Annotated in this window: 13 protein-coding genes; 10 read left to right on the forward strand and 3 right to left on the reverse strand. The window is 61.0% G+C overall.

Translation table 11 applies throughout. The features are described from left to right. Positions 1-428 precede the first annotated feature (428 nt). The 3 genes from EGM87_RS23595 to EGM87_RS23605 all read right to left on the reverse strand — a co-directional run bounded on the left by EGM87_RS23595 (position 429) and on the right by EGM87_RS23605 (position 3,955). Positions 429-2,696, reverse strand: coding sequence for a nitric-oxide reductase large subunit (locus EGM87_RS23595; protein ID WP_025549136.1), 2,268 nt, complete (start codon positions 2,694-2,696; stop codon positions 429-431). Positions 2,697-2,774: 78 nt separating this feature from the next. Beyond that, positions 2,775-3,239, reverse strand: coding sequence for a cupin domain-containing protein (locus tag EGM87_RS23600; RefSeq protein WP_004212697.1), 465 nt, complete (start codon positions 3,237-3,239; stop codon positions 2,775-2,777). A gap of 257 nt (positions 3,240-3,496) precedes the next feature. Then, positions 3,497-3,955, reverse strand: a complete 459-nt coding sequence (locus EGM87_RS23605) for an Rrf2 family transcriptional regulator (protein WP_137710512.1) — start codon at positions 3,953-3,955, stop codon at positions 3,497-3,499. A gap of 109 nt (positions 3,956-4,064) precedes the next feature. Between EGM87_RS23605 and EGM87_RS23610 the strand changes: the two genes are divergently transcribed. The 10 genes from EGM87_RS23610 (at position 4,065) to EGM87_RS23655 (ending at position 12,351) form a co-directional block, all read left to right on the forward strand. After that, the gene (locus EGM87_RS23610) at positions 4,065-4,502 is read left to right on the forward strand and encodes a group III truncated hemoglobin (RefSeq protein WP_004212701.1); all 438 of its coding nucleotides are present in this window, start codon (positions 4,065-4,067) and stop codon (positions 4,500-4,502) included. Further along, positions 4,495-4,770 (forward strand): TehB family protein, encoded by a 276-nt coding sequence (locus tag EGM87_RS23615; RefSeq protein WP_004212703.1) that lies wholly within the window; start codon positions 4,495-4,497, stop codon positions 4,768-4,770. The genes EGM87_RS23610 and EGM87_RS23615 overlap by 8 nt, the downstream gene beginning before the upstream one ends. Before the next feature lie 40 nt (positions 4,771-4,810). Next, positions 4,811-6,022 (forward strand): NO-inducible flavohemoprotein, encoded by a 1,212-nt coding sequence (hmpA, locus tag EGM87_RS23620; protein ID WP_004212704.1) that lies wholly within the window; start codon positions 4,811-4,813, stop codon positions 6,020-6,022. Positions 6,023-6,034: 12 nt separating this feature from the next. Next, the gene (locus EGM87_RS23625) at positions 6,035-6,496 is read left to right on the forward strand and encodes a hypothetical protein (RefSeq protein WP_137710511.1); all 462 of its coding nucleotides are present in this window, start codon (positions 6,035-6,037) and stop codon (positions 6,494-6,496) included. 249 nt (positions 6,497-6,745) lie between these two features. Further along, the gene (locus tag EGM87_RS23630) at positions 6,746-7,534 is read left to right on the forward strand and encodes a YbaY family lipoprotein (RefSeq protein ID WP_004212707.1); all 789 of its coding nucleotides are present in this window, start codon (positions 6,746-6,748) and stop codon (positions 7,532-7,534) included. Positions 7,535-7,879: 345 nt separating this feature from the next. Beyond that, a complete protein-coding gene (gene ccoN, locus EGM87_RS23635; RefSeq protein ID WP_004212708.1) occupies positions 7,880-9,523 on the forward strand; it encodes a cytochrome-c oxidase, cbb3-type subunit I in 1,644 nt (547 codons plus the stop codon). Between the two features lie 3 nt (positions 9,524-9,526). After that, positions 9,527-10,279: a cytochrome-c oxidase, cbb3-type subunit II gene (ccoO, locus tag EGM87_RS23640; protein WP_004212709.1), complete on the forward strand. Its 753-nt coding sequence runs from the start codon at positions 9,527-9,529 to the stop codon at positions 10,277-10,279. 15 nt (positions 10,280-10,294) lie between these two features. Continuing rightward, positions 10,295-10,465 carry a cbb3-type cytochrome c oxidase subunit 3 gene (locus EGM87_RS23645; protein WP_004212711.1) on the forward strand — a complete coding sequence of 57 codons (171 nt, stop codon included), beginning with the start codon at positions 10,295-10,297 and terminating at the stop codon, positions 10,463-10,465. Then, entirely contained in the window at positions 10,456-11,334 is an 879-nt protein-coding gene (gene ccoP, locus EGM87_RS23650) for a cytochrome-c oxidase, cbb3-type subunit III (RefSeq protein ID WP_004212713.1), read from the forward strand. Before EGM87_RS23645 ends, ccoP begins: the two co-directional genes overlap by 10 nt. Positions 11,335-11,532: 198 nt before the next feature. Further along, on the forward strand, positions 11,533-12,351 hold the full coding sequence (locus tag EGM87_RS23655) for a DUF2189 domain-containing protein (protein ID WP_004212715.1): 819 nt from the start codon (positions 11,533-11,535) through the stop codon (positions 12,349-12,351). Positions 12,352-12,353 lie beyond the last annotated feature (2 nt).

Consider the following 12,353-nt stretch of genomic DNA (forward strand, 5'->3'; position numbering starts at 1 on the left):
CCAACTGTCATGGATCCGTCCAAGCTGGTGACGGGGCGCGAAACGGCGCGGCAGTTTTTGCCCTTGCGGGGACGCCGGAGGGCTTTGCGCTCAGAGGCTGTCATGCACACCTGTTCATACAGCCATTATCGGCAAAAGCTTGCCCATCGACGCGCACGCGGCGCCGGTAACGGGATTGGTACCGAGACTTTTCCTCCGGCGATAGCGACTGGAATGAACAGTCCCGTGAGCCGGGCGGCATCTGAGCAATCGCGGGCGAGGATAGAGCAGCCATCGACCCGGCTGCCAGACCTGCGAACAGAAGTTTGGTGCGCATGGACAAAAGGTTCACCGAAACTCGCATCCAAGTGTGGCGTTTGTCGACAGAACGTGGCTAGCCCACGAGCAAGGGTTGGCTGGGACTGCGCGGCATCGGACTCCTCGATCGATCACTGTGCAATTTGCGCCTCGCTGTCGTCAGACCGGGGTCTGAGCCAAAGACTGGCGACAAACCAGGCGAGCGCTACCGCCCCGGCAGAAAAGACGATATCTCCAGGAACCCTCAGCCACACCAGCAGATCGACCACCGGTTGCTGCATGAACTCGGCCGAGCGAGCGTACCAGTAGCCCTTGTCAATCGCGGCGGTCAGCTGAAGCGTACCAAGTGGCAGCAAGGTCAGGAGCGCCATCAACGCAAGGCCGATGTTGAAGCACCAAAAGCTCGTCTTCAGCACGCCTTCGTTCCAGATCAGGTTCGGCAACATGCCACGCAGGCAGAACAGGACGAGCCCGACGCCCAACATGCCGTATACGCCGAACAATGCGGTGTGTCCGTGCAGCGGCGTCAGATTGAGACCCTGCATGTAATAGAGCGACAGCGGCGGATTGATGAGGAAGCCGAACAGGCCTGCTCCGACGAGATTCCAGAAGGATACCGCCAGGAAGAACATGACGGGCCATTTATAACGCTGCATCCAGGGTGTCGCGCTGCTCAGCTTCCAGTGTTCATAAGCTTCGAAGCCAATATAGGCGAGCGGCACGACCTCGAGCGCTGAGAAGCTCGCGCCAAGCGCCAGCACCGCGATCGAGGTTCCCGCGAAGTAGAGATGGTGCAACGTTCCCAGCACTCCGCCTGCCATGAAGATGATCGTGGCAAACAAGACGGCGACCGTGGCGGTGGGTGTCGGAATGAGGCCGAGGCGCGTGAAGAGGAAGGCGATGACCGCGGTGGCGAACACCTCGAAAAAGCCTTCGACCCACAGATGGACCACCCACCAACGCCAATATTCAATCATGGAGAGCGCTGTATGCTCATTCCAGAACAGCCCGGCACCGTAGAAGAGTCCGATGGCTACGGCGGATAGGAAAAACAGCATCGTGATGTGGCGGGATTCGGACTTCTCTTTGAGCGCAGGCCAGAGCGCCCGGCCGACGAGCACAAGCCAGAGCATCAGGCCGATGAAGAGAAACCACTGCCAGAAGCGCCCCATATCGACATATTCCCAGCCCTGGTGTCCGAACCAGAAGTTCCTCTCCAGTCCCAGTTTCTGCATCACCGCGAGCCATTGCCCGGCAAAGGAGCCCACGACGATAATCAGGAGGCAGGCCCAGAGGATGTTGGCACCCAGAGCCTGGAACCTCGGTTCATGGCCCGAGATCGCAGGAGCTATGTAGAGGCCCGTTCCCAGCCAGGCTGTCGCGATCCACAGCACGGCAAGCTGCGTGTGCCAGGTGCGGGTGATCGAATAAGGCAGGATCTCGGCCGCTTCATAGCCATAAACCAGCTGCCCCTCGACCTGATAGTGGGCCGTCATTGCACCCAGCATGATCTGCGCGAGAAACAGTGCGAGAACGACCCAGAAATATTTGGCTGTCGCCCGCATCGAAGGCGTCACCGCGATCTCGCGCAGCGGATCTTTCGCGGGGAGGTCGTGCTCCTTCTCCCTTCGTCCGTGCGTCACCGCATGGTGCCAACCCAACAGCGCGATGCCGGCAAGCAGGAAGGTGACGCTGAAGGCCGACCAGATGAATGTACTTGATGGTGGGCGATTCCCGACCAGCGGCTCGCTCGGCCAGTTGTTCGTATACGTTGTCGTCCGCCCTTGTCGTTCCGTTGTGGCCGCCCAGGCCGTCCACCAGAAGAAGGAGGTCATGGCGGCTCGGTGCCCTGCGTCGGGGACCGTATCGTTCTTCATGGCATAGTTTTCGCGCAGCTCGGCCGTGGCGGGGTCGTTGCCGAACAGATTGACGTAGTGCTTTGCCACCCGCTCGATTGCCACCGCGCGATCGTTGCTGATCGTGATGGTATCCGTGCTCGCTTCAAACGTGTTTCGGCGCATTTCCGTTTGCAGCCGCCGCTGGAGGAGCGCCTTGTGTTCCTCGTTTAAACTCTCAAAGGCGCCGCCCAGATCCCGCTGTGCCCAGAGATCGAGAAGTGCCAGTGATTCCCGGTGCAACCAGTCGGCTGACCAATCGGGCGCTACGTAGCCGCCGTGTCCCCAGATCGAGCCCAGTTGCATGCCGCCCATAGATTGCCAGACCTGGCGGCCACGCTGCATCTCGGCACGGGTGAAGACGGTTTCGCCGTTTGCGGTCACGACCTTGGCGGGAAGCGGCGGCGCCTGAATGCTGATGTCGCGGCCAACCAGAAGCAGGACGGCAAAAGAGACTGCCAGCAATGATAGAAGCCAAATCCAGAGCTGACGTGTTCGATCCATGGTTCTCCCCTATGGGCTACGAGGCGGTACAGCAAAGCGACTAGCGCGCTGCGCGCCGTGCCATCATGCCGCCCGTGATCAATTCTTCCTGGGGGCAGGCTGATCCGATTGAACGACCGGACCGCCTTCCGCTTCCCACCGGTCGACACAGTCGCAATCGTCATAGGCATCGACCGCCAAGGTCTCGGCGCCGGCTTTTGCCTGTGATCCTTCTACAGGCGGAAAGAGGATCGTCAGAAGCAGCACAGAGTTTTCCGCGCCCTTGACCGAGTGCGGCGCGCCTCCTTCGAGATAGACCCACTGGTTACGCCGCAGTTCGATCGAGCTTGCGCTGAGCTCGACTTTCACATGGCCCTCGAGGCAATGCAGCATGATGCTGCCCGGCACCTGATGCTGGCGCATTTCGGTGCCGCTCGGGATCACCAGCCGGATGGTTTCGAAATGGTCCGCCTTCACGATCGCTGTGGAATGTTCTTCATGTGTCGTCACGTTCTCGGGCAAGAGATCGACGACTTCTCCGGGCGCTGCGTGGTGAAGGGCCATATCGTTCAATTCCTTTCCGTGTTCGTGGTTTTATGATTGGAGCAAGACGGGCAAGCGGACTGCCGCGTGCGGTCCGGCTTGGAGCGTCCAGCGCGCAATAGCTTTACCCATCGCGCGCCGATTTGGAGTCCTGCGGCGATCCATGACCGCGACGCGCGGCGACGACCGTCAAAGGGAGCGGGATCGACCGGTTCACCACATTCTGGACAGAACATGTCACGTTCCTCCTTTTCGGCTTCGATGCGCCAAGACGTCAATCATCCATCTCGCGCCGCAGGGGTTTCGAACCGATCGGCCGCGTTACGCTCGAAGAGCGACGCGAGATCTCGCCGCTTCGTCAGCAGGTCGGCAAGCGTATAGCGGTCAAGTACCGCCAGGAACGCGCCGAGCGCCTCCTTCAGCACGCCCGTCAGCCCACATGCAGGCGCGACCACGCATCCGCCGCAGTCAACGAGATCGAAGCCGTCCTCGGTCTGGCGTATGAGTGCGCCGATGTTGATCTCTTCGGGCGGCCGCCCCAGGCGGATGCCGCCCGACCGTCCACGCACACTCTCCACATCACCACTGCGTGCGAGTTGGTTCACCACCTTCATCAAGTGATTCTGCGAGATTCCGTAGCCCTGCGCGACCTCACCGATCGAGCACAGGCGGTCAGGCCGCGCGCCCAGATAGAGCAGCACGCGCATCGAATAGTCGGTGAACAGGGTCAGTTTCATGGGGCGTTCCCACTCTCTTCCTCAGCTCGTCGCATTAAGATGTATTCATCTTGCATGTTTTCAGGGAAAAGTATAGATGCATTCGGGATACATGATTGGAGTCGGGCGAATGACCGAGCTGGAACTGAAGGATGAGGCGCTCAAGCAGCTTGTCGACGCCTTCTACGCGCGCGTTCGCGCAGATGCCGACCTGGGGCCGATTTTCAACGACGCGATCGATGACTGGCCGGAACATCTCGAAAAGCTGGCGGCGTTCTGGTCATCCGTCATGCTCGCCAGTGGCCGATACAAGGGCCAGCCCGTGCCAGCGCACCTGAAGCACAGGTCGAGGATAACGCCAGCGCTTTTCGACCGCTGGCTCGCGCTGTGGGACTGTACGACAAACGAGATGATGGCGCCCGACGCAGCTGCGGCTCTGCAGGCGAAAGCGAAGCGGATTGCCGAGAGCCTGCAGCTTGCCATGTTTTTTCGGCTCGATCGGCCAAGCGTCGCTGACGGCGAGGCCGGGTCCATTCATTGCGAACGGCGAGTACCCACCCATGCCTGACATTCTACCCTATCGTTCGACGCCGGTGTTCGATCAGGACACGCTCCCGGCCGCCCTGCGGGCACGCCATGATACCAAGGCGGGTGTCTGGGGTTTGATCCGCGTTCTGGAGGGTGAGCTTCGGCTGACCTATCTCGATCCACCGTCGGAGGTTGTCCTGACGCCCGAACGGCCCGGATTGATCTTGCCGCAGCAGCCGCACTTCGTGACGCCCATCGGCGCCATGAAAATGCGGGTCGATTTCTATGATCAGCCGCCCGGCGCCTGATCGCCGGGAAACTCGAATCCCTTCCAACAAGGAGAAGTTTATGTCGCAGCCCCTCAGCGATCAGACCATCGCGCTCGTCAAGGCGACGGTCCCCGCGCTCGAAGCGCATGGTCTGGATATCGTGCATGAAATGTATTCCAGGATGTTCCAGAACCCGGACATTCGCGATCTTTTCAACCAGTCGCATCATGGTGACGCCGGTTCGCAGCCGCGCGCGCTCACCGGCGCCATTCTCGCCTATGCCAGCAATATCGACAATCTCGGCGCGCTGGCTCCCGCGGTCGAGCGCATCGCGCAAAAGCATGTCGGTCTCCAGATACTGCCGGAGCACTATCCGCACGTCGCCGAAGCACTGCTCGGTGCGATCAAGGCGGTGCTGGGCGATGCGGCGACCGACGAAATCCTCGGGGCCTGGGGGGAAGCTTACTGGTTTCTCGCCAATATCCTGATCGCGCGGGAACAGCGCGTCTACACCGAACAGAAGGACGCGGCCGGCGGCTGGAACGGCTGGCGCGATTTCCGCGTCGAAGACGTTGTGCGCGAAAGCAGCGTCATCAATTCCTTTGTCCTTCGCCCCGTCGACGGCGGCCCCGTCATGCGCCACAAGCCGGGCCAGTATCTTACCTTCTGGCTCGAAATTCCCGGACATCCGCCGGTCAAGCGCAACTACTCGATTTCGGCCGCCGCCAATGGCGAAACCTATCGCATTTCGGTCAAGCGCGAGCCGCAAGGGCTCGCGTCGGGCTGGTTGCACGACGAGGCGAAACCCGGGACGATCCTGAAGGTGGCCGCGCCTGCTGGCGAATTCTTCCTCGCCGATCATGTCGAACGGCCGGTCGTACTGCTGTCGGGCGGCGTGGGCCTGACGCCGATGGTGGCGATGCTCGAAGCCCTCGTTCAGAACGGCGCCGAAGTGCCGGTTCATTACATCCACGGCACGCATGACCGCGACACCCATGCGATGCGCGACCATGTCCGCGCTGTGGCGAGCCATGGCCAATCGATCGCGATCACCGATTTTCACCAGACCCCGCTCGAGGATGAAACAGAGGGCAGCGACTACGATGTGGCCGGCATAATTACCGATGAATGGTTGGTCGCCAGCACACCGGTCGCACAAGCGGACTATTACATCTGCGGGCCGCGTCCGTTCCTGCGTCATGCGGTCTCGACCCTGTCGCTGGCGGGTGTGCCGTCGGACAGGATCCACTATGAGTTCTTCGGCCCGGCCGACGAACTGCTCGCGGCCTGAGGGAGCGGAGGCATGGACGACATCATCCTGGCCCGGGCCGTTCATGTCCTGGCGGTCCTTGTCTGGATCGGCGGCGTGGCGTTCGTGACGCTTGTGGTGATGCCGTCCGTGCGCGCCGCCAATCCGCCGGCGGAGCGGCTGGCGGCCTTTCATCGACTGGAGGGGCGCTTTGCGGCGCAGGCGCGCATCTGGGTGCTATTGGCAGGACTGAGCGGCTTCTGGATGATCTATCGCGCGCAGATGTGGGACCGCTTTTTCGATCTTCGCTTCTGGTGGATGCATGCGATGGTAGGGCTGTGGGCCGTGTTCGCCGCGATGCTTTTCGTGATCGAGCCGCTGTTTCTCCACCGCCGAATGATGACATCGGTCAAGCCCGCCGCAGATTTTGCCCGAATGGAGGCCCTTCACCGAATATTGCTGGGTATCGCGGCTGTCACGGTTCTCGGCGCAGTGGCGGGAAGCCACGGGTTCTAGACTGCGCTTTTCGTGTGGTTCCAAAATTCAGTGGCTGTCTCCCAAGAGGGGATCAGATATCCGCCGGGGCCGCCCGCGCCAATCCAGCCCAATCTTCCGCCCGCCATCGGACGTTCGTGGTTCGGAACCATCCTATGCGAAGTCGATTCCCACAGGACTGCCGCTCGAAGCCCTCCCATTATTGCCGATGCCATGGGTTCCGCCTGACCTGCTCTCTTCCGCTCCAATCGCACAGCAAAGTGAAACGCCATGTTCAACAAGCCATTCACAGCCGTACTGGCGATGACCATGCTCGCGCTCGGCGGCTGCGCGACAGGCGCGCGATACGTCGATCCCCAAGCCCCCATTGCGGAGCTGAGAGACAAGGTCGTAACCGGCAACGCATCCTATCGACAGCGCATCGCTCTGCCCGCCCGCGCGAAATTCAACGTGAGACTGCTGGACGTTTCGCGCGCCGATGCGAGATCGGTGATCATTGCCAAGGAAACGCGCGAGACAGCAGGGCAGCAGGTTCCTTTGCCATTTTCGATTAGGGTGAAGGAACAGGACTTGAAGACCAACATGCGTTACGCAGTCCGTGCGACGATTACCGATCCCGAGGGCAACCCGATATGGACCACGGATACGGTTCATTCGGTCGATCCCACGCGGTTCGAGCAGGATCTGGGGACGCTCAATATGGTTCGCGTTGGTGACCGCCCGGCGGCTTCAGGCTTGATCGGCCCGCAATTCAAGGTGGAGGACATCAATCAGACCGGTCTGATCGACAAATCCAATGTGACGGTGCAGTTTTCGCAAGACGGCCGAGTGAGCGGATCGGCCGGCTGCAACAGGTTCACCGGCGACTATTCGATCGAGGAACAGTCGCTTCGGATCGGACCGCTCGCCGTGACGCGCCGGGCTTGCGTGCCGGCGCTCGGGAACCAGGAAACCAGGTTCCTGGCCATTCTGCAGGATGTGACCTCATGGTCCGTCAACAGCAATGGGTCAGTGCTCTTCCGTGCCGACGACGGACGATACCTGGCGGCGATACGCTGATTCGACCGCAGTATGCTGAAGAGCGGCTGCCGCTCAGTCCTGACCGATCGGAGACGGAGGTCGAGCCAGTCTTGGACACAGGCTTAACGGTCCAAGAGCTTGATCGGCAAAAGTCCATTGCGCCGTCGCCAAACACAGGTTCAAATTCGGCCGCGATGCGTGGCGAGCGACGCTGACCACTGATTTTTTGGTGTTTACCGCGGGAGACGGCAGGGCAATAGTTGGGAACTTCCGTCCGACCCGCGTGTTGCTGGTTCGGCGCGAGCTGTGTTCCCATCGGGAGCGAACCTGCTGCTGCGCTGTCAGCCCGTGGCGATGACCGATGAGGGGGGAAATAGATCGGCCATGATACTGACCTTGACCGAGACCGAACGCCAGATCGCGCTCGCCATTTCCGTTGCCGTCGGTCTGTGCGGCCTCGTTCTCGCAGCGGCAGGCAATCAGGACACAATGGAAATCCACGGCTGGCTGATCCTGGCCATTGCCGCCATTTGCGCCATCATCGTAATCCGCGGCATCTGGGGACCGGAACCGCCAAAATCCCGTTTGCAAAGCTACTATGACGAGCCCATCAAGGCCGGCATCATCGCCAGCATGGCTTGGGCGGTGGTGGCGATGTTCGTGGGGGTCTGGGTCGCCGCGCTGCTGGCATTCCCTGACCTGACGTTTGACAGTGCCTGGGCGAGCTTCGGCCGCTTGCGACCGGTGCACACCAGCGGCGTGATCTTCGGCTTTGGCGGCAACGCGCTCATCGCCACCTCGCTGCATGTCGTGCAGCGGACCTCGCGGGCGCGTCTTCCCGATCAGCTTTCGGCCTGGTTCGTGCTGGTGGGCTACAACCTGTTCTGCATCCTCGCGGCCAGCGGTTATCTGCTCGGGGTTACCCAATCGAAGGAATATGCCGAGGCCGAATGGTATGCCGACATCTGGCTGGTGATCGTCTGGGTGACCTACTTCATCCTCTACATCCGGACGCTCGCACGCCGCAAGGAACCACACATTTATGTGGCCAACTGGTACTTCATGGCCTTCATTCTCGTCGTCGCGATACTCCATATCATCAACAATCTCGCGATTCCGGTCTCGCTGGGCCATGCGAAGAGCTACACCATCTGGTCGGGCGTCCAGGATGCTATGGTGCAGTGGTGGTATGGTCATAACGCCGTCGCCTTCTTCCTGACGGCGGGCTTCCTGGGCATGCTCTATTACTACCTGCCCATCCGGGCCCAGCGGCCGATCTTCTCCTACCGTCTCTCGATCCTGAGCTTTTGGGGCATTACCTTCTTCTACATGTGGGCGGGTTCCCACCACCTTCATTATACCGCCCTACCGCACTGGGTTCAGACGCTGGGCATGACCTTCTCGGTGATGCTCCTCGTGCCGTCATGGGCTTCGGCTGGCAACGCCTTGCTAACATTGAACGGCGCCTGGCACCGCGTGCGCGATGATGCGACGCTCCGCTTCATGATGGTCGCGGCGGTGTTTTATGGCATCTCGACCTTTGAAGGTTCGTTCCTCGCCATCCGGCCCGTCAATTCGCTTTCGCATTACACCGACTGGACGGTTGGCCATGTTCACGCCGGCGCGCTCGGCTGGGTGGCGCTCATCACCTTCGGCTCGCTCTACACGCTGGTGCCGTCCTTGTGGAAGCGCGAGGCGATGTATTCGCCCGCCTTGGTCGAGTGGCACTTCTGGCTCTCGCTTGCCGGCACTCTTGTCTACATTTTTGCCATGTGGAACTCGGGCATCATCCAGGGCCTGATGTGGCGGACCTATACGGAGGAAGGCACGCTAGCCTACTCCTTCCTGGATTCGCTCAGAGCCATGTATCCCTATTACATCGCGCGTACGCTCGGCGGCCTTCTGTTCCTGATCGGTGCTGTGATCGGCGCCTACAATATGTGGAGGACCATTCGCGCCGCCTCGGCCCAGGCGCCGTTCGAAGGCGACGTCCCGCTACAGGCCGCGACGGCGGCGGGGAGGGCCTGAGCCGTGGCGGAACTGTTTCATCGCAAGCTCGAACGTTCGGCGATCGGCTTCGTGCTCGCCATCATCGCGGCTGCCAGTGTCGGCGGCCTCGTCGAGATCGCTCCGCTTTTCACGATCGACGAGACGGTCGAGGAGGCGCCAGACATGCGGCTCTACACGCCGCTCGAACTGGCGGGGCGAAACATCTATGTGCGCGAAGGATGCTATGCCTGTCACAGCCAGATGATCCGGACGCTGCAGGACGAAGTTGAGCGCTATGGTCCCTATTCGCTCGCGGTCGAATCCAAATATGACCATCCGATGCTCTGGGGTTCGAAGCGCACCGGACCCGACCTCGCCCGCGTTGGCGGCAAATATTCCGATTTCTGGCACGTCGCCCATCTGACCAATCCGCGCGATGTGGTGCCCGATTCCAATATGCCGGCCTATCCCTGGCTGGCGCGGACGCCCTTGCGCCTCGCTGATCTGCCCTTGCACCTCAAGGCGCTGCGGGCCGCGGGGGTGCCCTACACCGATGCCATGATCGAGAATGCGAGCGTCGATGCCTTCGACCAGGCGACACCGGAAAGCTCGACCTCGTCCGGTATCACCGAGCGGTATGGCGAAGAAACGCAGGTTCGCGTGTTCGACGATGTGGCGACCGAGGTCACCGAGATGGACGCGCTCGTCGCCTATCTTCAGGTTCTCGGCCGGCTGACCGACGTGCCGTACAAGAATACGGCCGCGCCGCAGAAGCCGCCAGAGCCGGTGAAATGACATGAGGAGGCAGGCATGGACATAAGCCACGAGGCTCTTGTTGCATTCTCGAAAAGCTGGGGGCTGTTCTACCTCATCGGTCTGATGATCGGTGTCCTCATTTATACGTTCCGGCCGTCCAATCGTGGCAAGTTCAACCGAGCCAAACAAAGCGTTCTCGATCAGGACGACAAGCCATGGACGTAGAGCGCGATCCCGTCAGCGGTCATGAAACGACCGGCCATGTCTGGAATGGCATCAAGGAGCTCGATACGCCGGTCCCCAAGGGTGTGCTGATTTTTCTGATCGTCACCCATCTCTTCGCTTTCGCCTGGTGGATTCTCATGCCGACTTGGCCCTTGGGCGACACCTACACCAAGGGAATTCTCAACATCGACCAGCGCACCTCGGTCGAAAAGCACCTGGTCGATTCGCAGGCGGGACGGGCCGACTGGATAAAGCGGATCGAAAGCGAGAACCTCGAGCAGATCGCGGCCGACCCCCGGCTCATGACCATCGTGCGTAGCACCGGCCACCGGTTGTTCGGCGACAACTGCGCCGCCTGCCACGGCATTAATGCCAAGGGGGGTTATGGTTATCCCGATCTGACCGATGACGACTGGATCTGGGGCGGCGACCTTGAGACGATCGCGCAGACCATGCGCGTTGGGGTCAATGTGGAGCATCCGCAGGGGCGCGTCTCGCAGATGCCCTCGTTCGGACGCGACGGGATACTCGATGCCGATCAGGTCAGTCTGGCGGCCAACTATGTCTACGCCTTGTCGCATCCCAAGTTCGTGACGAATGCCAATCGGACGTCGATTGTATCGGGGCGCGAGGTCTTCATGGCCAATTGCGCGATTTGCCATGGCGAGGATGCGCGCGGGAAGCGCGATGTCGGCGCTCCCAATCTGACGGACGCGCGTTGGATCTATGGAGGAGACATCGATCAGATCGTGGAGACCGTCCATGGCGGACGCCAGGGGCATATGCCGACATGGGACGAGCGGCTTACGGACTCGGATATCAAGATATTGGCGCTCTATGTTCATTCGCTGAGCGCGCCTCAGCGATGACGGCCATGCGATCCCGATCCCGGTGGCTGGTCTGGACGCTGGTGGCAGCAGGCCTTTTGCTGTTCGTTCTTGCGAACGCGCATTTTTTCTACGTCGCCTTTCGCTCGCAGCCCGAATGCGTGGGACATTTGAAGGAACGCGCGAACGGGAGCGGGCAGTATCGCGCGGCGAAATCGGCATGCTGAAAGGTAGCGGGACATGAGCGATAAAAGCCCCTCTTATGGCTTGCTGAGCCAGACCTCGGGCATCGAGGAGACGAAGAGCGCGCGGTTTCAGCGCCATCTTCCCGCTTCCATCGGCTTCCAATGGCTCAAGGCCGGATGGCAGGATCTTTTCCATCGGCCGATGCCGAGCCTGGCCTACGGTCTGGGCATTTTCCTTCTGTCTCTCGCTGCTGTCGCGATGCTCGCGCTGTATGGCCGCGACTATATTCTTTTTCCCGCGCTCGCCGGCTTCATGATCATTGCCCCGCTGCTGGCCATCGGACTCTATGAGAAAAGCCGCAACCGAGAAGCGGGACGCGATACGTCGCTGCGCGAAATGCTCCTGGTGAAACCGGCGGCGGGCCCGCAGGTGCTTTTCACCGGGGTCCTGCTCAGCCTGCTGATGCTACTGTGGATGCGATCCGCGGTGCTCATCTATGCGTTGTTCTTCGGCGTGCGCCCCTTTCCCGGCCTGCCTCACATAACCGCCTTCCTGCTGACCGAGCCGGTGGGATGGATTATTCTCGGCGTCGGCACGGCGGTGGGCGGCCTGTTCGCCTCATTCGCTTTTGCGATCAGTGTTTTTGCCATTCCGATGCTCCTCGATCGCAAGGTCGATGCGCTCACGGCGATGGGAACAAGCACGGCGCTCGTCTGGAACAACCTTGCGCCGATGATCGTCTGGGGCGCCATCGTCCTTGCGCTTTTCATACTCTGCGCGGCTACGGGCTTGATCGGCCTCATCGTCATCTTCCCGTGGCTTGGACATGCCACATGGCATGCCTATCGCGCGGTCTCAGACACGCAGGCCTAGAC

Source organism: Sphingobium sp. RSMS, assembly GCF_005406185.4.
In the GTDB taxonomy this organism is placed as follows: Bacteria; Pseudomonadota; Alphaproteobacteria; order Sphingomonadales; family Sphingomonadaceae; genus Sphingobium; species Sphingobium fuliginis.

Coding starts and splice junctions, on each gene's coding strand:
- EGM87_RS23595 (WP_025549136.1), bottom strand. CDS start 2,696: ATGGATCGAACACGTCAGCTCTGGATTTGGCTTCTATCATTGCTGGCA.
- EGM87_RS23600 (WP_004212697.1), bottom strand. CDS start 3,239: ATGGCCCTTCACCACGCAGCGCCCGGAGAAGTCGTCGATCTCTTGCCC.
- EGM87_RS23605 (WP_137710512.1), bottom strand. CDS start 3,955: ATGAAACTGACCCTGTTCACCGACTATTCGATGCGCGTGCTGCTCTAT.
- EGM87_RS23610 (WP_004212701.1), top strand. CDS start 4,065: ATGACCGAGCTGGAACTGAAGGATGAGGCGCTCAAGCAGCTTGTCGAC.
- EGM87_RS23615 (WP_004212703.1), top strand. CDS start 4,495: ATGCCTGACATTCTACCCTATCGTTCGACGCCGGTGTTCGATCAGGAC.
- hmpA (WP_004212704.1), top strand. CDS start 4,811: ATGTCGCAGCCCCTCAGCGATCAGACCATCGCGCTCGTCAAGGCGACG.
- EGM87_RS23625 (WP_137710511.1), top strand. CDS start 6,035: ATGGACGACATCATCCTGGCCCGGGCCGTTCATGTCCTGGCGGTCCTT.
- EGM87_RS23630 (WP_004212707.1), top strand. CDS start 6,746: ATGTTCAACAAGCCATTCACAGCCGTACTGGCGATGACCATGCTCGCG.
- ccoN (WP_004212708.1), top strand. CDS start 7,880: ATGATACTGACCTTGACCGAGACCGAACGCCAGATCGCGCTCGCCATT.
- EGM87_RS23645 (WP_004212711.1), top strand. CDS start 10,295: ATGGACATAAGCCACGAGGCTCTTGTTGCATTCTCGAAAAGCTGGGGG.
- ccoP (WP_004212713.1), top strand. CDS start 10,456: ATGGACGTAGAGCGCGATCCCGTCAGCGGTCATGAAACGACCGGCCAT.
- EGM87_RS23655 (WP_004212715.1), top strand. CDS start 11,533: ATGAGCGATAAAAGCCCCTCTTATGGCTTGCTGAGCCAGACCTCGGGC.